This window comes from Antarcticimicrobium sediminis, from assembly GCF_004348975.1.
Taxonomy (GTDB): Bacteria; Pseudomonadota; Alphaproteobacteria; order Rhodobacterales; family Rhodobacteraceae; genus Antarcticimicrobium; species Antarcticimicrobium sediminis.
The window spans coordinates 105,282-126,466 of sequence record NZ_SMFP01000011.1; the positions used below are offsets into that span (position 1 = coordinate 105,282).

Here is a 21,185-nt window from a genome sequence, read left to right on the forward strand (position 1 = left end):
TCTTATGTTGAGCTTATGAAACAGATCCTTCTTGCCTGTGCGCTTTGCCTGAGTGCCCCCGCCGTCTGGGCGGCGGACAAACTGCCGCTGTCGGAGATTTCCGGCTATCTCAACGGTCTGAGTACCGCGAAAAGCCCGTTTACCCAGATCAACGATGACGGCAGCCTGTCCACCGGCACGCTGTATCTGTACCGTCCGGGCCGGGCGCGGTTCGAATACGATCCGCCCGACAGCGCCGTGGTGGTGGCCGGGGCCGGAACCGTGGCGATTCACGATCCGAAATCCAACCAGCCACCGGAAAGCTATCCGCTCAAACGGACGCCGCTCTCCATCATCTTGGCCGAAAACGTTAATCTGGGTCGCGCCAACATGGTGGTGGGGCATGGGTTCGACGGCACCTCGACCGTGGTGACGGCGCAGGACCCAGAGAACCCGGAGTATGGGCGGATCGAGCTGATGTTCACCGACAACCCGGTCGAGCTGCGCAAATGGGTGATCCATGACGGCGGCGGCGGGCAGACCACGGTGATTCTGGGGGCCTTGGAAACTGGCCTCAAGCTGAGTGGGGGGCTGTTCCTGCCCAATTCCAGCGCCGCAGGGGCGCAGGACCGCTAGACGCGGTCCTCCCCCCCTCCCCTGCTGGGATCAGTTGCAGGACTTGAGCTGGGCGCGATAGGTGCTGGCGCGCCGCTCCACGTCCGAGGCCACGCGCAACAGCCAGCTTTTGCTTTTGTGCGAGCCACGGGAATAACCGGTGTGCCCCTCGTGATAGGCAAGGTACTGGTTGCGCGCATCGGTGAGCGAGATGCCGTTGCGTTCATAGCTTCGTGTCATGTACCAGCCCATGAAATCAGAGGCATCGCGCATCCGGTCCCGCTTGGCCCGACGGTGGCCCGTGGCTTTCTGGTATTCTTCCCACGTGCCGTCGAGCGCCTGACTATAGCCATAGGCGCTGCTGGCCCGGCCCATGGGAATCACACCCAGTTTGTAGCGAAACGGGGTGCGGGCATCAGAGCGGAATTTGCTTTCCTGGTGAATGACCGCCATCTGCACATGCATCGGCACCCCCCATTTGCGCTCGGTGGCGCGAAAGGCGCGTTTGTACTTTGGTCGCTGCGCCAGAATGCTGCAGGCGTTGTCCAGATTGCGCGGTGGCGCCTTGTAGCCGCCGCCACAGGACGCCAGCAGCAAGACGATGATCAACATCCCCAGAGGTCTGTTCATTTGCCTCATGCCCTTTTTGCTGCCTCATGCCTTTTTTTACGGGATTTTAGCGCAAACCTTCGCGGGATGAAATCCTATTCGCAACGCAGTTCATGCGCGACCGGCCGCGGGCCCGGCCGCGGGTACTGTCACGGTCGCTTCCACAGACTGTTTCTGTGAAATTCCCGGCGCAGGGTTGGACAATGACGGGTAATTACGGTTAAGAACGGGCTGTAGGGGCAAAAAAACGCATGTTGAAGACTCGCGCGAAATATCATCTCGGACAGGTGGTCCGTCACAAGAAACACCCGTTTCGCGGTGTGGTCTTTGACGTGGATCCGGAATTTTCCAATTCTGATGAATGGTATGACGCGATTCCCGAAGAAAGCCGTCCGATCAAGGACCAGCCGTTCTATCACCTGCTGGCCGAGAACGAGAACAGCTATTACGTCGCCTATGTGTCCGAACAGAATCTGGTCGCGGACTATTCCGGCGAGCCGGTGGATCACCCCGATATCCCAGAAATGTTCGGTCCGTTCGAAGACGGCACCTATCCGCTGCATTTTCAGTTCAACTGACGCGGTAGGGTTAACCGCTTGGCCTGTTGCAGTGCGGCTTGGTTCCGCAGGGCTGGGCCCCTGACGACAAGGTGATCGCACGCCGGACCAATGGCCCGGAGCAGTCGAGTTTTCGAATCGCTCAATAGCCTCAGGGGATCAGCGGAACTGTGTGTGGAGGGGGGGGAGACCTCGGCGCCGCACACTGGGTGGGGGCACATACAGCGCGGTGCCGAGGGAAGCCTATTGCAGCTACCCCCCCTTTATGTGCGAGCAATCGGGCAGCAGTTTGATCCGAATGTGGCGGTTTCAGGGCGCCGGTGGCGCGCTGCGCTGCCGCTTGCGGCGGGGTCCGGTCAGGAAAAAGCGCATCAACAGGGTGTTGCGTGTGCCGCGCCGCTCATAGCGCAGCACATCGGTCAGCTGATGGATCAGGGACCAGCCAAAGCCACCCTCGGGCAGCGCGGCGCGGGGGCAATCCAGATCGACCGCCTGCATCGGTGGAACGTGTCCGCCGGGCAGCGGTCGGCCAAAGTCAGAAACGCAAAGATCCAGTCCGGTGGCGGAAAGCTGCGCGTCAATGTGGATCAAGCCGCCCCCCAGACCGGCATAGCCATGTTCGACCACATTGTTCACCACCTCGACCAGCGCCAGTTCCACATCCCCTGCATGCTGATCCGCCAGCCCGCGCGCGCGCAACTGCGACATCACCGTGGTGATCCCGTCCCGGACGGTTCTCTCGTTGGCCTTGAAGCTGTGCGAACTGTGATGAGACATCGCGGTGCATTGCTGGTCCGGTCCCTTGAGGCCCGGATCAGCCCTCCAACTCGGCCATGGCATCTTCGAGCGACGGGAACAGGGTAAAGACCGTGTCCATCCGGGTCAGTCGAAACACCTTGTCCACCATCGGGCGCAGCCCGGCGAGATCCAGCCGCCGCCCGGCCCCCAGCTGTTTCATCGCGGCGACGATCGCGCCCAGACCGCTGGAATCGATAAACGAGACATCCGACAGGTTCAGGATCACCCGATCCGGCCCACCCTCGGTTTCGACCCGCATATCTTCCTTGAACTGAATGGCGACGGCGGCATCGATCCGCTCGGCCTTGACGGAGACGATACGCGCGCCCCCCCTTTGGGTGCTGGTCAGGAACATGGCTTTCCTCTGGTGGCAATTCTGGCATGATCAGGCTAGAGCCGAAGTCTTACCAATCGGTTGTTCAGCGCCTTGAGGAGGGACTCAGATGAAAGAAGTTGTGATTGCGGGGGCTGCGCGCACGCCCATGGGAGGATTTCAGGGGGTCTATGACGGCGTTGAGGCTGCCAAGCTGGGCGGAGCCGCAATTCGCGCGGCGCTGGCCGGTGCCGGTCTTGCCACCGTGGACGAGGTCTTGATGGGCTGTGTTCTGCCCGCCGGTCAGGGTCAGGCCCCGGCGCGTCAGGCCGGGTTTGCCGGCGGTCTGGGCCAAGAAGTACCGGCCACCACGCTGAACAAGATGTGCGGTTCGGGCATGAAGGCGACGATGCTGGCCTTTGATCAGATCGCGCTGGGCCAGAATACCAGCATGATCGCCGGCGGCATGGAAAGCATGTCGAATGCGCCCTATCTGCTGCCCAAGATGCGCGGCGGTGCCCGGATCGGCCACGGCGAGGTGATCGACCACATGTTTCTCGACGGGCTCGAGGATGCCTATGACAAGGGGCGTCTGATGGGCACCTTTGCCGAGGACTGCGCCGAGGCGTTCCAGTTTACCCGCGAGGCACAGGATCAATATGCCATCGGCTCGCTCGACAACGCGCTGGAGGCTGAACGCTCTGGTGCGTTCGAGGACGAGATCACGCCCGTCACCATCCATGCCCGCACCGGCGAAACCATCGTGACCAAGGATGAACAGCCCGGCAAGGCGCGGCCGGAAAAGATCCCGATGCTGAAACCGGCCTTTCGCAAGGGCGGCACCGTCACGGCGGCGAATTCCTCTTCGATCTCCGACGGGGCGGCGGCCCTCGTGCTGGCTGCGCGCGATCATGCCGAGGTGCAGGGGCTGACCATCCGCGCCCGGATCCTTGGACATGCCTCGCATGCACAGGCACCGTCGCAGTTCGCTACCGCGCCGGTTCCGGCGGTGCGCAAGCTGCTTGAGCGGATCGGCTGGACGGTTGGTGATGTCGACCTGTGGGAGGTCAACGAGGCCTTTGCCGTTGTTCCCATGGCCTTCATGCACGAAATGGGCATCCCCCGCGACATCATGAACGTCAATGGCGGGGCCTGCGCGCTGGGCCACCCGATCGGTGCCAGCGGTGCGCGGATCATCGTTACCCTGCTGAACGCGTTGGAGAAACGCGGGCTCAAACGCGGGGTCGCCGCGATCTGCATCGGCGGCGGCGAGGGCACGGCCATCGCCATCGAACGGATCTGATCCGTTCTGGCCAACAGGTAACGCCATCGAACGGGTCTGACCCGTTCGGATCATCAGGCTGCGAGGCGGCACAGCGCCGCCTCATCCCCTTTACAGGAGCATCCCGCGTGAACGTCGATTATGACACGCTGTCCAGAACCATCGCGGCGCTGACCGAGGGCGAGACCGACGCCATCGCCCTGATGGCCACCATCGCCTGCGAGGTGCATCACTCCGACGACAGGTTCGACTGGACCGGGTTCTATCGCGTCGTGGCGCCGGAATTACTCAAGATCGGCCCCTATCAAGGCGGTCATGGCTGTCTGAGCATCCCGTTTTCACGCGGCGTCTGCGGCGCGGCAGCCCGCATCGGAACGGTGCAGCGCGTCGCGGATGTCGAGGCGTTTTCGGATCATATCGCCTGTTCCAGCTCGACCCGATCCGAACTGGTGCTGCCGGTGCATGATGGTGCCGGGCGGCTGATCGGGGTGTTCGACATCGACAGCGATCGACCGGACGCCTTTACCGCGCAGGACGCGCGCGAAATGGGTGCCATTCTGGAGCGGGCGTTTTCGCGGGTGATCTCGGATTAGTCGAACCGCGCCAACCGATCGATTTGTGGCGCCATGGTGCACCACTCGTCCTCGTCGGTCAGTACCCAGACCGCATCGCGTTCGGTCGCGTGCACGGTGATCCGGCCCGTGTCCGTGGCGATCAGATCGGGGTTCAGAAGGTTCAGAAACAGCGCGAGGGCCTCGGCGGTTATGCACATGGGGCATCTCCTTTGTGATGACTCGGCGACGCAGCCTGTCCTCCCGCAGCTGTGACAGGATCAGCCTAGCAGGGCCGATCTGACCGGGCGCAGGGAAAATGCCGCATCGCAGCAAATAGGGCAGGTATTCCGCCCTATAGCGGAGGATTGCCCGTGACCTGTGCAGAATCGCCTGAATGCTCCCGCTGATTTTGGGCGGTGGGGTGAAAAAAATGGTGCAAATTTCACCGAATCGCGCAACCATGAAAAAAGGCTAAAATTTTTCACGACGACAGCAGCGCCAAAGGCCCTCCACCATGATCCACGCCGCCCCGGACCAACCGCAGACGCTCGGCGCCGATCTGCGTGCGTTGCGTCGGGCGCGGGGGCTGACGCTGGCGGGTCTGGCAAAGCGGCTTGGGCGCTCTGTCGGCTGGCTCAGCCAGGTGGAGCGTGACCTGTCAGAACCCGCGATTGTCGACCTGCGCCAGATCGCTGGTGCGCTTGATGTGCCGCTCTCGCTGCTGTTCGCGCATGAGGCCCCGCGCGCGGACGAGGCGGGCTATGTCGTGCGCAAGGGCACCCGTCGCCCGCTGGGGTCAGGCGCCGCCGGGCTGACCGAGGAACTGCTGTCGCCCGATCTGACCGATGATTTCGAGATGATGCACTCCACCTTCGAGCCGCAGCAGCGAATTGACCAGTGGGTGACGCGCGCGACGCAGGAGCTGGGCTATCTGATCTCGGGCAAGCTGGATCTGGAGATCGGGGCGCGCGCCTTTACCATTCATCCCGGCGACAGCTTTCGCATCCGTGGCGAGCCGTTTCGCTGGGCCAACCCCTATGACGTGCCTGCGGTGGTGATCTGGGTGATCGCCCCGCCGGTCTATTGAGGATTCCATGAGTTTTCAGGCTTGGACTGTTTTCGCGCTGTTCTGGGTGGTCTTTGTCACCACACCGGGGCCAAACGCGGTCAACTGCATGTCAAACGGCATGGCGCTTGGCTTTCGTCGCGCCTTGGTCGGGGTGCTGGCGATCCTGACCCAAGCAACCGCGTTTCTGTTGCTTTCGGCGGCGGGAATCACGGCGCTGATTGCAGCCTCGCCCACGGCGTTTTTCGTGGCGAAACTGGTGGGGGCGGGCGTGCTGATCTGGCTTGGCATCCGGGGCTGGCGCAGCGCTGGCAACCCCGCCCCCAAGGCCGAGCGCCCGGCGCGCCATGTCTATCTGCACGCGCTGGCCATCGCCACGATCAACCCGAAAAGCGTGGCCGGCTATCTTGCAGCGTTTTCCACCTTTGTGCAGCCCGATGTGCCGATCTGGGACCAGATGATCATCATCCTGCCGACCGCGCTGACGCTTACCATGCTCAGCTATACCGGGTTCACCGCGCTGGGCGCGTTGATGGGCCGCGCGGCGCTGGGCGCGGTGTTCAACATCTGGGTGCGCCGGGTGCTGGCCGCCTGTTTCATTCTCTATGGCGTGTTGCTGGGCACCAGCGCCACGCCGCACGCCCCATGACAGTTATCGCGATTTTCCCCTCACGCCAGACCCGCCCCGTCGATGCTGCGGCGCGGCGCCCAACCGCATAAAGGGACACAGGCCCCATGACAGATCTTCCAACCCAAGCCCGCGTCGTCATTATCGGCGGCGGTGTCGTCGGCTGTTCCGTTGCCTATCACCTGAGCAAACTGGGCTGGCAGGACGTGGTCTTGCTGGAGCGCAAACAGCTGACCTCGGGCACCACATGGCATGCCGCCGGTCTGATCGCGCAGCTGCGCGCCACCGCCAATATGACCAAACTGGCGAAATACAGTCAGGAGCTTTACGGCGAGCTTGAGGGCGAGACAGGTGTCGCCACCGGGTTCAAACGGGTGGGGTCGATCACCGTCGCCTTGACCGAGGCGCGGCGTGAAGAGCTGTGGCGTCAGGCGGCGATGGCCCGCGCCTTTGGCGTCGAGGTCGAAGAGATCACGCCAGACGAGGTTGGCGCGCGCTATGCGCACCTGAACCTCGACGGGGTTCTGGGTGGCGTCTATTTGCCCAAGGACGGGCAGGGCGACCCGAGCAATATCGCGCTGGCCTTGGCCAAGGGCGCGCGCCAGCGCGGCGCGCTCGTGCAGGAACGCGTCAAGGTCGCAGGGATCACTCGGCAGGGCCGCCGCATCACCGGCGTGGACTGGCAGGGCGAGGATGGCAGCGCCGCGCATATCACTTGTGACATGATCGTCAATTGCGCTGGCATGTGGGGCCATCAGGTCGGGCGGATGACCGGCACCAACGTGCCGCTGCAGGCCTGCGAACATTTCTACATCGTGACCGAGGCGATCAAGGGGTTGAGCCGCCTGCCGGTGCTGCGGGTGCCGGATGAATGCGCCTATTACAAGGAAGACGCGGGCAAGATCCTGCTTGGCGCGTTCGAGCCGGTCAGCAAACCTTGGGGCATGGCGGGCATCCCCGACAGCTTTGAATTCGACCAGCTGCCCGAAGATTTCGATCACTTCGAGCCGATCCTAGAGGCGGCGGTGAAGCGGATGCCGATGCTGGCCGACGCGGGCATCCATACCTTCTTCAACGGACCGGAAAGCTTTACGCCCGACGATGCCTATCACCTTGGGCTGGCGCCCGAGATGGACAATGTCTGGGTCGCCGCCGGGTTCAACTCGGTCGGGATCCAGTCGGCGGGCGGGGCCGGAATGGCGCTGGCGCAATGGATGCAGGACGGCGAGAAACCCTTTGATCTGGGCGATGTGGATATCGCGCGGATGCAGCCGTTTCAGGGCAACAAACGCTATCTGGTCGAGCGTGCCACAGAAACGCTGGGCCTGCTCTATGCCGATCACTTCCCGTTTCGGCAAAAGGCCAGCGCACGCGGCCTGCGCCGCTCGCCCCTCCACGCCCATCTGGACGTGCGCGGCGCGGTGTTCGGCGAAACCGCCGGGTGGGAGCGGGCCAACTGGTTCGCCCGGCCCGGCCAGACAGCCGAGTACGCCTATTCGTGGAAACGGCAGACCTTCTTTGACAACGTGGCGCAGGAACTGGCCGCCGTGCGCAACAATATCGGGCTGTATGACATGACCAGTTTCGGAAAACTGCGCGTCGAGGGGCCAGAGGCCGAAGCCTTTCTCAACCATGTCTGCGGTGCCGACATGTCGGTGCCCGTGGGCAAGATCGTCTATACCCAGTTCCTCAACGCGCGCGGCGGGATTGAGGCCGACGTGACCGTGACCCGTCTGTCCGAGACCGCCTATCTTATCGTCACCCCCGCCGCGACCCGGCTGGCGGATGAGACATGGTTGCGCCGTCACATGGGGGCCCACCGCGCCGTGATCATCGACGTGACAGCGGGCGAGGCGGTGCTGGCGGTGATGGGGCCGAACGCGCGCAAGCTGATGCAGGCGGTGTCGCCCAATGACTTTTCCAACGCCACCAACCCGTTCGGCACCGCGCAAGAGATCGAGCTGGGCCTTGGCCTTGCCCGCGCGCATCGCGTCTCCTACGTGGGCGAACTGGGGTGGGAGATCTATGTCAGTGCCGATATGGCCGCCCATGCCTTTGAAACGCTGTGGCAGGCGGGCGAGGGGATGGGGCTGAAGCTGTGCGGCATGCACATGATGGACTGTGCCCGGATCGAAAAGGCGTTCCGCCATTTCGGCCATGACATCACCTGCGAGGATCACGTGCTGGAAGCGGGTCTGGGATTTGCCGTCAAGACCGACAAGCCCGCCTTCATTGGCCGCGACGCGGTGCTGCGCAAGCGCGAGACCGGGCTGGAACGGCGGTTGCTGCAATTCCGCCTGAGCGACCCCGAGCCGCTGCTCTATCACAACGAACCGATCCTGCGCGACGGTCAGATCGTCGGATACCTCAGCTCCGGCGCCTATGGCCATCACCTCGGCGGTGCCATCGGGATGGGCTATGTCCCCTGCACCGGCGAAACGGCGCAGCAGGTTCTGGCCTCGGCTTACGAAATTGACGTCGCGGGCACCCGTGTGCGGGCCGAGGCTTCGATGAAACCGATGTATGACCCCAAGTCAGAGCGGGTGCGGGCCTGAGCGCGCAGCGCCCTTTCACGCGCCCGCTGCGTCGGGCGTGTGATCCGGGAAGCATTTGGCCCCCATTGCGCCGCCTCGGAGGCTGACCTAAGGCTGAGGCCAGACAGGGAGCCCCGCGATGCCGTCGAAAACAGACCCCAGCAAACCGGAAAACACCGACAGCGCGCGGGGCTTTGCCTTTGCGCTGGCGGCCTATCTGATGTGGGGGGTGATGCCGCTGTATATGAAACAGCTGAGCCATATCTCCCCGATCGAGGTGGTGGCGCATCGGGTGATCTGGTCGGTGCCGCTGGCGGGCGTGTTGCTGATCGTGCTGGGGCGCACCGGGGATCTGCGCCGCGCGTTGGCCCATCCCAAGACGCTGGCGCAGGCCTGTCTGACCGCCACGCTGGTCTCGATCAACTGGGGCATCTATGTCTGGGCGATCACCACGGGCCATACGCTGGACGCGGCGCTGGGCTATTACATCAACCCGTTGTTCAGCGTGTTTCTTGGCGCGGTGTTTCTGCGCGAACGGCTGAACCGGGCGCAGATCGCCGCCATCGCATTGGCGGCGGTGGCGGTGATGATTCTCACGGTGCAGGCCGATCGCATGCCCTGGGCGGCGGTCGGGCTGACGTTCAGTTGGGGGTTCTATGCCTTTTTCAAGAAATCCCTGCCGGTGGGGCCGAATCAGGGGTTTCTGCTTGAGGTGTTGATCCTCACGCCGCCGGCGCTAGGTTGTATCATCTGGCTGTCCGCCAGCGGGGCCGGGCATTTCGGCGGGGCCACGATCGACACTGCGTTGTTGCTGGGCACCGGTGTCATCACGGCGGTGCCGCTGATCACCTATGCCAATGGGGCCAAGCTGCTCAGGCTGTCGACCATTGGCATCCTGCAATACATCACACCGACCATGATCTTTCTGATCGCCGTGTTCCTGTTCGACGAGCCAATGGGGCAGGCGCGGATGATCGCCTTTCCGATGATCTGGCTGGCGCTGGCAATCTATACCGGGGCGTTGCTCCGCCAAGCGCAGAGCCGCCGCAAGGGCTGAGGGCGCCTAGCTCAGGGCCTCGCGGAATTTCAGGAACCGCGGGTCTTTCATCACCCGGGCATTCATCGCCTCGCGCAGGGCGGCGACGGTTTTGAGCGGGCGCATCACCACCTCGAAGGTCTCGATCAACCCCTCCGCGTTCAGGGTGATCAGATCCACCCCCACGGCGTCCAGATCTCCGACCTTACACTGGAATTCCAGCGCCCAGTCGACCCCAGCGCCCATCACCCGGCGATAGCGGAAATCGGAAAACACCTGACCGACATGGCCCAGTACGGCGGCCACCGGTTCGCGCCCGGTCCATGTCGCCCAATAGGTCGGCGGCAGGAACCGTACATTTTCGGCCAGAATCTGTGCGATCCGCTCGTGATCGCCCGAGGCGACGATGTCCAGCGCCTGCGCGATCGTCGGGTGCATGTCGGGGTGCAGTTCTGTGCTCATTTCGGGCTCCTCATCTCTGGTTGCAGCTAGATTGGTTGCGGCGGCGCGCTGCGGCAAGCTTGACGTCGGGGCGGGTTTCGCTACGACCCGGGGGATGAGCGACTATGATCCCCCCACCGACCCGCTGGAATTCCTGTATGAGGATGCCCAACTTGTTGCCGTCAACAAACCCGCCGGCCTGCTCTCGGTGCCGGGGCGGGGCGAACATCTGGCCGATTGCCTGTCGAGCCGGGTGCAGGCCGCCTTTCCCGATGCGCTGGTGGTGCACCGGCTGGACCGGGACACCTCGGGCGTGATCCTCTTTGCCCTGACGCCCTATGCGCAGCGCAACCTGTCGATGCAGTTTGAAACCCGGACCGCGAAAAAGACCTATGTGGCGCGTCTTTGGGGGCAACTGGAGCCGAAACAGGGCACTGTCAATCTGCCGCTGATCGTCGACTGGCCCAACCGGCCACTGCAAAAGGTCTGCCACGAGACGGGCAAGCGGGCGATAACCGAGTGGAAAGTGGCGAAATACCGGGAGAATGAAACCCGCGTTCGCCTGTATCCCAGGACCGGGCGCACCCACCAGTTGCGGGTGCATATGCTGGCACTGGGCCATCCGATTCTGGGTGACCCGCTTTATGCCGAGGGCGCGGCGGGGGAGTTTCCCCGTCTGATGCTGCATTCTGAGGAGCTTCGGATCAAGAACCCCGAGGGCGGCGTCTCGCTCAAGCTGCGGGCCAAGGCCCCGTTCTGAGGGAGCCAGACCCTAGCAGGCTCAGGAGGTGATCCGGAGCCAATCTGGTGGTAGGATATCGGGGTTGTTCAGCTTGGGATCGCCGAACCATTGCACCGGGCCGGCCACGCGTTTGTCGTCGTGGGCGTTCAGCCAGGCCGCCCACCAGGAAAACGAGGAGTTGCCGATGATGTTGTGCCGACACAGCGACATCAGGCGCATATCCTCGAAATCCGCCTCTGGCCCGTTGAAATCGACCACCACCTTTTCCACCGGCAGCGGCAGGTTCTCTTTTGCCCAGTCCGGATCGTCGGAAAACACAAACACCGTGGGCGTGCCGGAAAGCCCGTCGAGCAGACGCTCGAGCGCCTTGGCGTAATAGGTCTCGTCGCAGACCGTGTGCGCGTTGAATGTGAGGTAGTCGCCGCGTCGCACATGCAGCGAGATGGCAAGGCCCTCACCGATGCGCGCGGCCATCTCGGCGTTCTGGGTCGAGAACGCGGCGGGAAAGGTGAAGGCGCGGCGGATCTGTTCGGCGATTTGGTTGAAATAACGTTCGCTTTGCCAATAGCCATGCAGATAGCTGTCATCGCCCCAAGTCTCGAACGCCGGATTGTACCCAAGGCCCCGTTCGCGGCGAAAGCGCGGGCTGCGTCCGAATAGCCGCCAAAACGCATAGGGAACGGGGCGCTCGGTGCGGTCCGGCGGCAGCGCATCGGGCGGGACCAGCGGCAAATCAAAGACGCGGGTCAGCACCCCTTCGCCCCGCCGCAGCGCGCCGCGCTCGTCCAGCGCCACCGGCACGCCCAATCGCGCAGCCAGACCGCAGGCGGCAGCATATTGGAACATCTGGTTGCCTAGGCGGCCATGCAGGCGGGTGATGATCATTGGCGGTTGCCCCCGTGGTTGCCCCGGACATAGCTTATCGGGCCACATCGGGGCCAGCGCGAAACGCGCGGATCTTGCCCTTGGCGGAGGGGGCGACCCCACACCCAAAAAGAAAGGCCGCCCGGGTGGGGCGGCCTTTCGCGCTGGGTCTTTGGCTTGGATCTTAGGACGGGGTCCAGCCGCTGACGGCCTTGATTTCGAGGAAATCCTCGATCCCGAAGATGCCGCCTTCGCGTCCGTTGCCGGATTTCTTCATGCCGCCAAAGGGCGAGCCCGGCGCGCGCGAGGTGCCGTTCATCTCGACCATGCCAGAGCGCAGGACGCGGGCCATGCGGTTGGCGCGGGCCCCATCTTGGGTCTGAACATAGTTGGTGAGACCATAGTCGGTATCATTGGCGATCCTGACCGCCTCTTCCTCGGTCTCGAACTTCATGATCGACAGCACGGGGCCGAAAATTTCTTCCCGCGCGATGGTCATGTCCGGGGTCACATCGGCAAAGATCGTCGGGCGCACGTAATAGCCCTTGTTGAAGTTTTCCGGTCGGCCGGGGCCTCCGGAGACCACACGGGCGCCTTCGGCGATGCCCTTTTCGATCAACCCCTGAATCTTGTCCCACTGCGCCTTGTTGACGACGGGGCCGATATGGCGGCCCTCGTCATGGGCGCTGCCGACGGTGATCTTGGCGGCGGTTTCGGCGGCGATCTCGACCGCTTGGTCATAGATTTCTGCCTGCACCATCATCCGCGACGGCGCGTTGCAGGATTGGCCGGTGTTGTTCATCATATGCAGCACGCCGCGTTTCACCGCCTTGTCGTCGGCATCGGCAAAGATCACGTTGGCGCCCTTGCCGCCCAGCTCCAGATGGACTTTTTTCAGCGTATCGGCGGCGTTCTTGGAGATCGCGATTCCGGCACGGGACGAGCCGGTAAAGCTGATCATGTCCACATCCGGATGCCCGGTGAGGCGAGTGCCGACGCCCATGCCGTCGCCATTGACCAGGTTGAAGACGCCGGCGGGGAAGCCGGCCTCGTGGATCAACTGGGCAAAGACCATGGCGTCCAGCGGGCTTTCTTCCGACGGTTTCAGCACCATGGTGCAGCCAGCGATGGCGGCGGCCCCGAATTTGAGCGTGACCTGGTTCATCGGCCAGTTCCACGGCGTGATCAACGCGGCAACGCCAACCGCCTCATAGATGATGCGGTCGTTGGGGGCGCGATCGCTAAGCGGGCGGTCGAATTCAAACGCCTTGGCGGCGCGGATGAAGTTTTTCAGGTGATAGGCCCCGGCGCCGACCTGCTGGGTGCGGGCCATCTCGATTGGTGCGCCCATGGCGACCGACATCGCCTGTGCCAGCTCTTCGCCCCGGGTCATGTAGATTTCGAGCAGCTTTTCGACCAGCGCGATCCGCGCTTCGACCGGGGTTGCCATCCAGCCCGGCAGCGCCGCCTTGGCGGCCGCGACGGCGGCGTCGGTATCGGCATCGCTCCCCAGCGAAATCACCGCGCAGGGCTCTTCGGTCGAGGGGTCGATCACCTCGTAATCGTGCGCCTGTGACGGGGCGACCCATTGGCCGTTGATGTAAAATTCACGTTTCTCGATCATGTCCGGTCTCTCCCAACCCGAGGGTTTTCCCTGACCCTGCGGTCAGGGATTCCGCGTCAATGTGTCATTGCTTCCGATTGGGAACAAGTCAGGGGATGCAACGGCGCATTCAAGATACTACATTCCTGTCGACGCGCGACAGAATCCACGGAACACAAAGCCAAATTTCATCATCAGGAGTAGACATATGGGCCTGCGTATCAACGATATCGTCCCGAATTTCACCGCCGAAACCGACCAGGGCGAAATCACCTTTCACGACTGGATCGGCGACAGCTGGGCCATCCTGTTTTCGCACCCGGCCGACTTTACCCCGGTTTGCACCACCGAATTCGGCGCCGTGTCGCAATTGGCCGACGAATGGGCCAAGCGCGGCACCAAGGTGATCGGCCTGTCGGTGGACAGCGCCGCCGAGCACGTGAAATGGAAGTCCGACATCGAAGGCTTCTCCGGTGCCAAGGCCAGCTTTCCGATCATCGCCGACACCGATCTGAAAGTGTCCAAGCTGTTCGACATGCTGCCCGCCGACGCCTATCTGCCCGATGGCAAGACCGCGGCTGACAGCGCCTCTGTCCGCTCGGTCTTTATCGTCAGCCCGGACAAGAAAATTCAGTTGATGATGATCTACCCGATGACGGTGGGCCGCAACTTTGCCGAGGTGCTGCGCGCGCTTGACGGTCTGCAACGCACCTACAAGCAGCCGCTGGCCACCCCGGCCAACTGGACCGCGGGTCAGGACGTGATCGTGGGGCTGGCGCTGGACGACGCCGCCGCCGAGGCCAAGTTCGGGAAACTGGACAAGAAGCTGCCGTATCTGCGCTTTGCCAAAAACCCGGCCTAAGCCGGTCGCTGTGGGCGCAGGGCAACCCGCGCCCGATAGACGGCCCGTTTGATTTCCCGCGCCAGCTTGCCGCTGGCGCGGGTTTTCTTTTGGATGGTCGACCCCCCCAGATCCGCCGTGAGTTCGCGCACGCCGCTGCCTGTCAGGCTGTGGATCGGCTGACCGGTGACCCAGTGCATCTGCAGCAGGGTATCCACCGGCCGGTCGAGGATCTGCGTCGCGTCCAGCAGGCGTGCCGCTGCGCCGCGCCCGACCACCTGTGCCACGGTCTGCAAGCCGATCTTACGGGGCAAGATCAGATCCAGCCCGTCGCGGTGCCCTAGGATTTGCGCCGCCCGTTCGCGTGGTTTCACCGGCAGGCGGATATAGCTGTCGGGCGTGACATGGTCCGCGATCAGGTCCAGCGCAGCGGTGAACCGGGCCGGGTCGATGGCGAGGTCGTCCTCGACGATCAGGGCATGGTCCCAACCCTCGGCCAGAATACGCCGCCAACAGCGTCGGTGGCTGAGGAAACAGCCAATCTCACCGGGCGCGAGCGCAAAGGGATAGGCCGGGGAAAAGGCATCTCCGGGCCGAATCATCACGCCGGTGACCTGCGCCGGATCGCGCCCGTCGACCGCCTCGATCAGCATCGGGTCGGGCAGGGTGCGCAACAGGGCCTCGGCATTCGGTCGCCGGGCGGTGCTGCTGGACATATGGATGATCAGCGCGTGCATGGATCTGTCATACCCCTGTCATCGGCAACGAAAAAGCCCCGGCATTTCTACCGGGGCTTTCAGTCTGGTCAGAGAGCTGCGAATCAGTCCGCGGCTTCGTCTTTCTTTTCGGGATCGACTTCTTCGCCGGTCTCTTGATCGACGATTTTCATCGACAGGCGCACCTTGCCGCGATCGTCAAAGCCGAGCAGCTTGACCCAAACCTCCTGGCCTTCCTTCAGCACGTCGGAAGGATGGTTCAGGCGGCGGTTTTCGATCTGGCTGACGTGCACGAGGCCGTCGCGCTTGCCGAAGAAGTTCACGAAGGCGCCGAAATCGACGATCTTCACGACCTTGCCCTTATAGACTTTGCCTTCTTCCGGCTCTGCCACGATCGAATAGATCATGTCATAGGCCTTTTGGATGGCATCGCCGTTCGCCGAGGCAATCTTGATGATGCCATCGTCGTTGATGTCGACCTTGGCACCCGACACTTCGACGATCTCGCGGATCACCTTGCCGCCGGACCCGATCACTTCACGGATCTTGTCGGTGGGGATCTGCATGGTCTCGATGCGCGGCGCGTGGACCGAGAAGTCAGCCGCGCCAGAAAGCGACTTGTTCATCTCGCCAAGGATGTGCATCCGGCCTTCTTTGGCCTGTGCCAGCGCCTTTTCCATGATTTCCGGCGTGATGCCGGCAATCTTGATGTCCATCTGCAGCGAGGTGATACCCTCTTCGGTGCCTGCGACCTTGAAGTCCATGTCGCCGAGGTGATCCTCGTCGCCCAGAATGTCGGTCAGCACCGCATAGGAGCCGTCGTCTTCCAGAATGAGACCCATGGCCACACCGGCCACAGCGGATTTCAGCGGAACGCCCGCATCCATCATCGACAGCGAGCCACCGCAGACCGACGCCATCGAGGACGAGCCGTTCGATTCGGTGATCTCGGACACGAGGCGCAGGGTGTAGGGGAAGTCGGTCGAGGCCGGCAGAACCGCCTGCAACGCGCGCCACGCCAGCTTGCCATGGCCGATCTCGCGACGGCCCGGGCCACTCACGCGGCCCACTTCGCCGACCGAATAGGGCGGGAAGTTATAGTGCAGCATGAAGTTCGATTTGAAGTTGCCGTGCAGCGCGTCGATGAACTGTTCGTCATCGCCGGTGCCCAGCGTGGTCACGACCAGCGCCTGGGTTTCGCCACGGGTGAACAGCGCCGACCCATGGGTGCGCGGCAGCAGCCCGTTTTCGCACACGATCGGGCGAACCTGATCCAGCGCGCGGCCGTCGATCCGGCGGCCGTTCTTGACCACGTCGGAACGCAGAACCGTCGATTCGAGCTTTTTCAGCGCGGCACCGAGGTTCTGGTCTGCCAGTTGCTCTTCGCTCAGCGTGGCGCGAATCGCGTCTTTGGCGGCCGAGACAGCATTCTGACGTGCCTGCTTGTCGGTGATGGCATAGGCCGCACGCATCTTGTCTTCGCCCGCAGCCTTGGCGGCGTCAAACAAAGCAGAGTAATTCGGCGGGGTGAAGTCGAACGGCTCTTTTGCCGCGTCTTCGGCCAAATCAATGATCAGGTCGATCACCGGCTGAATCTGCTCGTGGGCAAAGGTGACGGCGCCCAGCATTTCGGCTTCCGACAGCTCATAAGCTTCGGATTCGACCATCATCACGGCGTCTTTGGTCCCGGCAACCACCAGATCGAGCCGCTGCTCGGGGTTGTTGCGCAGGTTGTGCATGTCTTCGACTTCTGGGTTGAGGATGTATTCGCCATCCACATAACCCACGCGACAGCCTGCGATCGGCCCCATGAAGGGCACGCCAGACACGGTCAGCGCGGCGCTTGCGGCGATCATCGCCACGACGTCGGGGTCGTTGACCAGATCGTGGCTCAGCACGGTGCACATCACCAGCACTTCATGTTTGAAGCCGGGGACGAACAGCGGACGGATCGGCCGGTCGATCAGACGCGCGGTCAGCGTCTCTTTCTCGGTCGGACGCGCCTCGCGCTTGAAAAAGCCACCAGGCACTTTGCCGGCGGCATAGTATTTTTCCTGGTAATGCACGGTCAGCGGAAAGAAATCCTGCCCGGGCTTGGGTTCTTTGGCGAAGGTCACGTTGGCCATCACGCGGGTTTCACCCAGCGTCGCGATGACCGAGCCGTCGGCCTGACGGGCAATCTTGCCCGTTTCGAGAGTAAGGGTGTCTTCGCCCCACTCGATTGATTTCGTTGTCACGTTAAACATCATCGTATCCTGTTAGGGAGCACTCCCGGCCTTCCGGGTCTCCCGTTTGTGTGGCGGCCCCATTGCCGCCGACCCCTGTTGATCTTCATGTCGCGCGCCGGGGTCCGGGCACACGGTCTCAGATGCAGGCCGCATACAGGAGAATGCTGCACATTGAAAGGATTGATGCGGGTGGGGGTGGCTTGAGCGGTCAGGGTGTGGCGGGTTCGGCGGCCAACTGACGGGCATAGGCGCGGATGTCGTCGGGCCAAGTTGAAAGCCGAGCAGTAAACGTCGCCATGTCGTCGGCAAAGAGGGCGCGGGCGGCCTCTTCGAAACCGGGCAGATCCCCCGCCATAGCCGAGAGGAAGCGATAGCAGGCTTCGCGCGCCGCGCGGGCCTCGGTGGCGCCGCCGTCTTGTCGGCGGGCGGCCTCGACCAGCCGGCGCAGCGCAGCAGAGGCGCCGCCGGGCTGTGCCGCCAGCCAGTCCCAGTGGCGCGGCAACAGCGTGACCTCGCGCGCGACTACGCCCAGTTTGGGTCGACCGCGGCGGGGTTTCTGCGGGGCGGGATCTTGGGCGGCGTCAGGATCAGGATCGGGGGCGGGTCCGGGGGCGGGGGCGGGGGACAACCGGGCTGTGATCTCGGCCGCGCTGCCGCGCAGATCCAGATCGATCACCGCGCCGGTCTTGTCATCGAACACCTGAACCTGTGGCGATGTGGTCGATTTCAGCGCCAACGCCACCTCGGCCAGCGGGCCGGAGGCGATCCGCGAGGTGCCGGAAAACGCGGTGCAGGGTCTGGAGCGCGGCCCGGCAGGCAACTGCCCTCTAGACAAAGAAAAACCGCGCCCCGGATAAGGGGACGCGGCCAATTGATCCGTCGTTGCGGCTGCGCTTAGCGGCGCAGGCCCAGACGCTTGATCAGGTCCTGATACCGGGCATCGTCTTTGCCCTTCAGGTAGTCCAGCAGCTTGCGGCGCAGGGCCACCATCTTCAGAAGGCCACGGCGACCGTGGTTGTCCTTCTTGTGGATCTTGAAGTGCTCGGTCAGGGTGGCAATCCGCGAGCTGAGGATCGCGACCTGAACTTCGGGCGAACCGGTGTCGCCCTCTTTGGTCGCGTATTCTTTCATCAGCCGTGTTTTTTCTTCAGCAGTAATCGACATCGGGGTCTCCTTTAAAAGGTTAGAGTGGATGGCGCAGGCCGGGATGTCGTCCAGCACAGGCCCATGGAGAAACACCGGTCCGGGCGGGGTAACCCGTTGCCGGAGCGGATGCAGGCGTATAGGCGGATTCCCCGTTGATGCAAAGGAAAATCGGCACGGCGGCGGGGGGCCGGGGTCTGGCCCGGGATCTGCCCGGCCTCAGACCGCCATCAGGTCGGGGTCAAATCGGGCATATCGGCGTAATCGACCAGCTCGATATCGCCTGCCGACATCGCCCCGCTGCTGTACACATGCGCCAGTTCGCCGCCGTTCACCAGAATATGGCTTAACCCCGGCGTCAGCGGGTCGGCCAGCACTTCGATTTCCGGGTCGGGATCGGATTTCATGTCCCAGACCAGCGTCAGCTGATCCTCGGCCGGGTTGTAATCCGTCAGCTCTGCCGCTTCGCCGTCCAGAATCCAATCGCCCAGCACGATGCTGTCGCCATCCTCGCCCGCCGTCACCACGTCGCCGGCCCCGGTTACGATGGTGTCGGCCCCCGCTCCGCCATTTAGAAAATCGGCATTCAGGAAATCGCTGCCCGCCAGCCCATCGGGGTCCGCATCGCTGGTATCGGGTCCGGTGTCGGTTCCGGCGACTGGGTTTGCGGTGTCGGGGCCTTCGCCCGGTTCCAGCCCGGACAGGGTATCGTCGCCCCAGCCGCCAAAAAGGGTGTCGACCCCGGCACCACCCACGATCAGATCATCGCCCTCGGCCCCTTGCAGCGAGTCATCGCCCGCCCCGCCCCAGAGCACATCGTCGCCCAACCCGCCCTCAATCCGGTCGGCCCCGGCGCCCCCGTCCAGCAGATCGGCCCCGTCATGACCAAAAAGCTGATCCTGCCCGGCCTCGCCAAACAGGCTGTCGGCACCATAGCCGCCATGAAGCTGGTCCGCGCCGCCACCACCATACAGGGTGTCATCACCAGCCTCGCCAAACAGCTGATCATCCCCCGCCGCCCCGTCAAGCCAGTCGTCGCCGCCATAACCGTTGAGCTGGTCCGGCCCTGCGGCCCCGTCCAAGCTATCGTTCCCGTCGCCACCGGCGAGAAAGTCGACACCCGGCCCCCCCGAAAGGATCAACCCATCAGACGCGCCGCCGGTTTCAAGCCCCGGGTCCTCAGCGAGGCCGTCGTCTGCCGTCGTGTCGCCCGTCGTGTCCCACGTCGTATCGCCGGTGGCGTTGTTCAGCCAGTCTTCGGGCGGGATCGGATCGGTTTGCGCGTCGAGCAGATCCGGGTCGGCCTCTGACTCGTCGTCAGAAAATTCATTGTCGTCGGAAAAGATATCGGCCAAGGCCATGCCGCCAACTGCAACGAGGCCAAGCAAACCCGCCGGCCAAAACATGCTACCGCTCCACTGGGAAAAAGATACGCCCCCAACAGCCACAAAGCCGGGCGCAGGTCAAAGCATTCCGGCCTGTCTGGTTAACAGGTGCTTTCCGGCCCCCAGGGCTCGGGCTGGCGCGCATAGGCGATATAAAGCGGGTGTTTCGGATGCCCGTCCTTGGTCAGCCCAAGGTGATACAGCGGCTGGCCGGTGCCGCGCAGCAAGGCCTCGACCGCAGGACCCCGGCCCAGATGCGCGCCATGGGTGCCCCAGGCGGCAATCACCCGGTCGGCCCAACCGACACCATCGAGAATCGCGGCGTCATTCTCGGGCCCGACAGGATCGTCGGCGCGGCGCATCGCGCGCGGATCGGTGTCGCGCCAGGCAAAGATATTGGTCACCCGGAACGCGCCAAACCCCAGCGTCCGCGCCCGCCGTTCGCAGCGTTCGACCGTCGGGTCGTTCTGGACTTCGGTCGCGGTTGACGGGTTCAGCATCACGAACAGCGCCCGTTTGCCGCCCGCGTCCCAGACCCGCGTCAGGCTATAGCGATAGCGTTCGCAATCGGAATAGACGGCGGTCGAGGGCGCGTCGCCCTTGGTATGGCTGCGGGTAATCATGCAAACGGATTTAACGCGGCGCGGGGCCGGGGGAAACCACAAACCGCCGCGAGGGGCGCGGACCCGGACCCTGCCGGACTGGCCGGTGCGTGGTCCGGGGCGCGCGGGCCTCAGGTGATTTGCAGCGAGCCTTTGGCATCCATCAAAAGATCTACCACATCAGGGGCAGTGATGATCTCATATTCGGGGGCCATGTCCTCGGCGGTAAAGCCGTTGTGGATCATGCAGGCGCCGCAGATGCCGATCCGACCACCGGCAGCCAGAAACTGCTCCAGCAGCTCACCGGCGGGCTGGAACGGCTTGCCGATGTCGATCGCGTTCAGCATGCCGGGTTTGCCCAGCTCTACCGCCTCGACCATCAGCAGAACCATCGCGCTGTGGCCCTTGTTCAGCGCATTCAACGCCATGGTGTAGGCAACGGTGATCTTGTTGGGGTTAGCGGTGCCGTCAAACAGCGTGGCAACGAAATCCACAGTTTTCATGTCAGTCTCCTTTTGGCGCGGGGAGGGGCCCCGCCGCCGGACGGGACAGTCACGCCAATGAGATGAATTCGCAAGTACGAATGTGTCGCACCCCCGCTGCTGGCGTGCCCCATAGACCCGGCACCGCCCGGGCCGCGGGCGCGGCC

24 protein-coding genes are annotated in these 21,185 nt (G+C 63.6%); 10 read left to right on the forward strand and 14 right to left on the reverse strand.

All coding sequences use genetic code 11. The features are described 5' to 3' along the window. The first annotated feature begins 15 nt into the window (after positions 1 to 15). The gene (locus E1B25_RS16085; protein WP_132830542.1) at positions 16 to 615 is read left to right on the forward strand and encodes a LolA family protein; all 600 of its coding nucleotides are present in this window, start codon (positions 16 to 18) and stop codon (positions 613 to 615) included. A gap of 30 nt (positions 616 to 645) precedes the next feature. Here E1B25_RS16085 and E1B25_RS16090 read toward each other — a convergent pair whose 3' ends face one another. Beyond that, the gene (locus E1B25_RS16090) at positions 646 to 1,224 is read right to left on the reverse strand and encodes a transglycosylase SLT domain-containing protein (RefSeq protein ID WP_132830543.1); all 579 of its coding nucleotides are present in this window, start codon (positions 1,222 to 1,224) and stop codon (positions 646 to 648) included. 230 nt (positions 1,225 to 1,454) lie between these two features. On the opposite strand from E1B25_RS16090, the gene hspQ reads away from it, so the two are divergent. Continuing rightward, positions 1,455 to 1,781: a heat shock protein HspQ gene (gene hspQ / locus E1B25_RS16095; RefSeq protein WP_132830544.1), complete on the forward strand. Its 327-nt coding sequence runs from the start codon at positions 1,455 to 1,457 to the stop codon at positions 1,779 to 1,781. A 288-nt stretch (positions 1,782 to 2,069) separates the two neighbouring features. Here hspQ and E1B25_RS16100 read toward each other — a convergent pair whose 3' ends face one another. After that, the gene (locus E1B25_RS16100; protein WP_165937643.1) at positions 2,070 to 2,537 is read right to left on the reverse strand and encodes an ATP-binding protein; all 468 of its coding nucleotides are present in this window, start codon (positions 2,535 to 2,537) and stop codon (positions 2,070 to 2,072) included. A 37-nt stretch (positions 2,538 to 2,574) separates the two neighbouring features. Next, on the reverse strand, positions 2,575 to 2,913 hold the full coding sequence (locus E1B25_RS16105; RefSeq protein WP_132830546.1) for an STAS domain-containing protein: 339 nt from the start codon (positions 2,911 to 2,913) through the stop codon (positions 2,575 to 2,577). Positions 2,914 to 3,001: 88 nt separating this feature from the next. Between E1B25_RS16105 and E1B25_RS16110 the strand changes: the two genes are divergently transcribed. Next, entirely contained in the window at positions 3,002 to 4,174 is a 1,173-nt protein-coding gene (locus tag E1B25_RS16110; RefSeq protein ID WP_132830547.1) for a thiolase family protein, read from the forward strand. A 107-nt stretch (positions 4,175 to 4,281) separates the two neighbouring features. Beyond that, a complete protein-coding gene (locus E1B25_RS16115; protein WP_245510736.1) occupies positions 4,282 to 4,746 on the forward strand; it encodes a GAF domain-containing protein in 465 nt (154 codons plus the stop codon). On the opposite strand, the gene E1B25_RS16120 is transcribed toward E1B25_RS16115, so the two are convergent. Beyond that, positions 4,743 to 4,925 (reverse strand): hypothetical protein, encoded by a 183-nt coding sequence (locus E1B25_RS16120; RefSeq protein ID WP_132830548.1) that lies wholly within the window; start codon positions 4,923 to 4,925, stop codon positions 4,743 to 4,745. The two genes, E1B25_RS16115 and E1B25_RS16120, sit on opposite strands and share 4 nt — an antisense overlap. Before the next feature lie 296 nt (positions 4,926 to 5,221). Between E1B25_RS16120 and E1B25_RS16125 the strand changes: the two genes are divergently transcribed. The 4 genes from E1B25_RS16125 to rarD all read left to right on the forward strand — a co-directional run bounded on the left by E1B25_RS16125 (position 5,222) and on the right by rarD (position 9,992). Then, positions 5,222 to 5,794 carry a helix-turn-helix domain-containing protein gene (locus E1B25_RS16125; RefSeq protein ID WP_132830549.1) on the forward strand — a complete coding sequence of 191 codons (573 nt, stop codon included), beginning with the start codon at positions 5,222 to 5,224 and terminating at the stop codon, positions 5,792 to 5,794. Between the two features lie 7 nt (positions 5,795 to 5,801). After that, positions 5,802 to 6,422 (forward strand): LysE family translocator, encoded by a 621-nt coding sequence (locus E1B25_RS16130; RefSeq protein WP_132830550.1) that lies wholly within the window; start codon positions 5,802 to 5,804, stop codon positions 6,420 to 6,422. 86 nt (positions 6,423 to 6,508) lie between these two features. Then, positions 6,509 to 8,956, forward strand: a complete 2,448-nt coding sequence (locus E1B25_RS16135; protein WP_132830551.1) for a GcvT family protein — start codon at positions 6,509 to 6,511, stop codon at positions 8,954 to 8,956. A 118-nt stretch (positions 8,957 to 9,074) separates the two neighbouring features. After that, positions 9,075 to 9,992 (forward strand): EamA family transporter RarD, encoded by a 918-nt coding sequence (rarD, locus tag E1B25_RS16140; protein WP_132830552.1) that lies wholly within the window; start codon positions 9,075 to 9,077, stop codon positions 9,990 to 9,992. A 6-nt stretch (positions 9,993 to 9,998) separates the two neighbouring features. On the opposite strand, the gene E1B25_RS16145 is transcribed toward rarD, so the two are convergent. Continuing rightward, complete coding sequence (locus E1B25_RS16145) at positions 9,999 to 10,409, reverse strand: nuclear transport factor 2 family protein (RefSeq protein WP_132830611.1); 411 nt, start codon at positions 10,407 to 10,409, stop codon at positions 9,999 to 10,001. Between the two features lie 118 nt (positions 10,410 to 10,527). On the opposite strand from E1B25_RS16145, the gene E1B25_RS16150 reads away from it, so the two are divergent. Further along, positions 10,528 to 11,172, forward strand: coding sequence for a pseudouridine synthase (locus E1B25_RS16150; protein WP_132830553.1), 645 nt, complete (start codon positions 10,528 to 10,530; stop codon positions 11,170 to 11,172). Between the two features lie 21 nt (positions 11,173 to 11,193). Here E1B25_RS16150 and E1B25_RS16155 read toward each other — a convergent pair whose 3' ends face one another. Continuing rightward, positions 11,194 to 12,039, reverse strand: a complete 846-nt coding sequence (locus E1B25_RS16155; RefSeq protein ID WP_132830554.1) for an alpha-1,2-fucosyltransferase — start codon at positions 12,037 to 12,039, stop codon at positions 11,194 to 11,196. Between the two features lie 163 nt (positions 12,040 to 12,202). Further along, positions 12,203 to 13,642, reverse strand: a complete 1,440-nt coding sequence (locus E1B25_RS16160; RefSeq protein WP_132830555.1) for an aldehyde dehydrogenase family protein — start codon at positions 13,640 to 13,642, stop codon at positions 12,203 to 12,205. Positions 13,643 to 13,829: 187 nt separating this feature from the next. On the opposite strand from E1B25_RS16160, the gene E1B25_RS16165 reads away from it, so the two are divergent. Next, positions 13,830 to 14,483 (forward strand): peroxiredoxin, encoded by a 654-nt coding sequence (locus E1B25_RS16165; RefSeq protein WP_132830556.1) that lies wholly within the window; start codon positions 13,830 to 13,832, stop codon positions 14,481 to 14,483. Here the strand turns inward: E1B25_RS16165 and E1B25_RS16170 are convergent. The 7 genes from E1B25_RS16170 to E1B25_RS16200 all read right to left on the reverse strand — a co-directional run bounded on the left by E1B25_RS16170 (position 14,480) and on the right by E1B25_RS16200 (position 21,039). Next, positions 14,480 to 15,199 (reverse strand): glycosyltransferase family 25 protein, encoded by a 720-nt coding sequence (locus E1B25_RS16170; protein WP_132830557.1) that lies wholly within the window; start codon positions 15,197 to 15,199, stop codon positions 14,480 to 14,482. The genes E1B25_RS16165 and E1B25_RS16170 overlap by 4 nt on opposite strands. 83 nt (positions 15,200 to 15,282) lie before the next feature. Further along, positions 15,283 to 17,424 carry a polyribonucleotide nucleotidyltransferase gene (gene pnp / locus E1B25_RS16175; protein WP_132830558.1) on the reverse strand — a complete coding sequence of 714 codons (2,142 nt, stop codon included), beginning with the start codon at positions 17,422 to 17,424 and terminating at the stop codon, positions 15,283 to 15,285. 190 nt (positions 17,425 to 17,614) lie between these two features. Beyond that, positions 17,615 to 18,241 carry a DUF2239 family protein gene (locus tag E1B25_RS16180; protein WP_206338566.1) on the reverse strand — a complete coding sequence of 209 codons (627 nt, stop codon included), beginning with the start codon at positions 18,239 to 18,241 and terminating at the stop codon, positions 17,615 to 17,617. A 59-nt stretch (positions 18,242 to 18,300) separates the two neighbouring features. Further along, positions 18,301 to 18,570, reverse strand: coding sequence for a 30S ribosomal protein S15 (gene rpsO, locus E1B25_RS16185; protein ID WP_132830560.1), 270 nt, complete (start codon positions 18,568 to 18,570; stop codon positions 18,301 to 18,303). A 209-nt stretch (positions 18,571 to 18,779) separates the two neighbouring features. Further along, positions 18,780 to 19,955 carry a calcium-binding protein gene (locus E1B25_RS16190; RefSeq protein ID WP_132830561.1) on the reverse strand — a complete coding sequence of 392 codons (1,176 nt, stop codon included), beginning with the start codon at positions 19,953 to 19,955 and terminating at the stop codon, positions 18,780 to 18,782. Between the two features lie 80 nt (positions 19,956 to 20,035). After that, positions 20,036 to 20,557 (reverse strand): DUF1643 domain-containing protein, encoded by a 522-nt coding sequence (locus E1B25_RS16195; protein ID WP_132830562.1) that lies wholly within the window; start codon positions 20,555 to 20,557, stop codon positions 20,036 to 20,038. Positions 20,558 to 20,667: 110 nt separating this feature from the next. After that, complete coding sequence (locus tag E1B25_RS16200; RefSeq protein ID WP_132830563.1) at positions 20,668 to 21,039, reverse strand: DsrE family protein; 372 nt, start codon at positions 21,037 to 21,039, stop codon at positions 20,668 to 20,670. Positions 21,040 to 21,185 lie beyond the last annotated feature (146 nt).

Excerpts from the sequence above, each read along its gene's own strand:
- E1B25_RS16190 (WP_132830561.1), bottom strand. The coding sequence starts at position 19,955 with ATGTTTTGGCCGGCGGGTTTGCTTGGCCTCGTTGCAGTTGGCGGCATG.
- E1B25_RS16135 (WP_132830551.1), top strand. The coding sequence starts at position 6,509 with ATGACAGATCTTCCAACCCAAGCCCGCGTCGTCATTATCGGCGGCGGT.
- E1B25_RS16145 (WP_132830611.1), bottom strand. The coding sequence starts at position 10,409 with ATGCACCCGACGATCGCGCAGGCGCTGGACATCGTCGCCTCGGGCGAT.
- E1B25_RS16110 (WP_132830547.1), top strand. The coding sequence starts at position 3,002 with ATGAAAGAAGTTGTGATTGCGGGGGCTGCGCGCACGCCCATGGGAGGA.
- E1B25_RS16085 (WP_132830542.1), top strand. The coding sequence starts at position 16 with ATGAAACAGATCCTTCTTGCCTGTGCGCTTTGCCTGAGTGCCCCCGCC.
- rarD (WP_132830552.1), top strand. The coding sequence starts at position 9,075 with ATGCCGTCGAAAACAGACCCCAGCAAACCGGAAAACACCGACAGCGCG.
- E1B25_RS16200 (WP_132830563.1), bottom strand. The coding sequence starts at position 21,039 with ATGAAAACTGTGGATTTCGTTGCCACGCTGTTTGACGGCACCGCTAAC.
- E1B25_RS16125 (WP_132830549.1), top strand. The coding sequence starts at position 5,222 with ATGATCCACGCCGCCCCGGACCAACCGCAGACGCTCGGCGCCGATCTG.
- E1B25_RS16170 (WP_132830557.1), bottom strand. The coding sequence starts at position 15,199 with ATGCACGCGCTGATCATCCATATGTCCAGCAGCACCGCCCGGCGACCG.
- E1B25_RS16105 (WP_132830546.1), bottom strand. The coding sequence starts at position 2,913 with ATGTTCCTGACCAGCACCCAAAGGGGGGGCGCGCGTATCGTCTCCGTC.
- hspQ (WP_132830544.1), top strand. The coding sequence starts at position 1,455 with ATGTTGAAGACTCGCGCGAAATATCATCTCGGACAGGTGGTCCGTCAC.
- rpsO (WP_132830560.1), bottom strand. The coding sequence starts at position 18,570 with ATGTCGATTACTGCTGAAGAAAAAACACGGCTGATGAAAGAATACGCG.
- E1B25_RS16155 (WP_132830554.1), bottom strand. The coding sequence starts at position 12,039 with ATGATCATCACCCGCCTGCATGGCCGCCTAGGCAACCAGATGTTCCAA.
- E1B25_RS16165 (WP_132830556.1), top strand. The coding sequence starts at position 13,830 with ATGGGCCTGCGTATCAACGATATCGTCCCGAATTTCACCGCCGAAACC.
- E1B25_RS16130 (WP_132830550.1), top strand. The coding sequence starts at position 5,802 with ATGAGTTTTCAGGCTTGGACTGTTTTCGCGCTGTTCTGGGTGGTCTTT.
- E1B25_RS16160 (WP_132830555.1), bottom strand. The coding sequence starts at position 13,642 with ATGATCGAGAAACGTGAATTTTACATCAACGGCCAATGGGTCGCCCCG.
- E1B25_RS16120 (WP_132830548.1), bottom strand. The coding sequence starts at position 4,925 with ATGTGCATAACCGCCGAGGCCCTCGCGCTGTTTCTGAACCTTCTGAAC.
- E1B25_RS16090 (WP_132830543.1), bottom strand. The coding sequence starts at position 1,224 with ATGAACAGACCTCTGGGGATGTTGATCATCGTCTTGCTGCTGGCGTCC.
- pnp (WP_132830558.1), bottom strand. The coding sequence starts at position 17,424 with ATGTTTAACGTGACAACGAAATCAATCGAGTGGGGCGAAGACACCCTT.
- E1B25_RS16150 (WP_132830553.1), top strand. The coding sequence starts at position 10,528 with ATGAGCGACTATGATCCCCCCACCGACCCGCTGGAATTCCTGTATGAG.
- E1B25_RS16195 (WP_132830562.1), bottom strand. The coding sequence starts at position 20,557 with ATGATTACCCGCAGCCATACCAAGGGCGACGCGCCCTCGACCGCCGTC.
- E1B25_RS16100 (WP_165937643.1), bottom strand. The coding sequence starts at position 2,537 with ATGTCTCATCACAGTTCGCACAGCTTCAAGGCCAACGAGAGAACCGTC.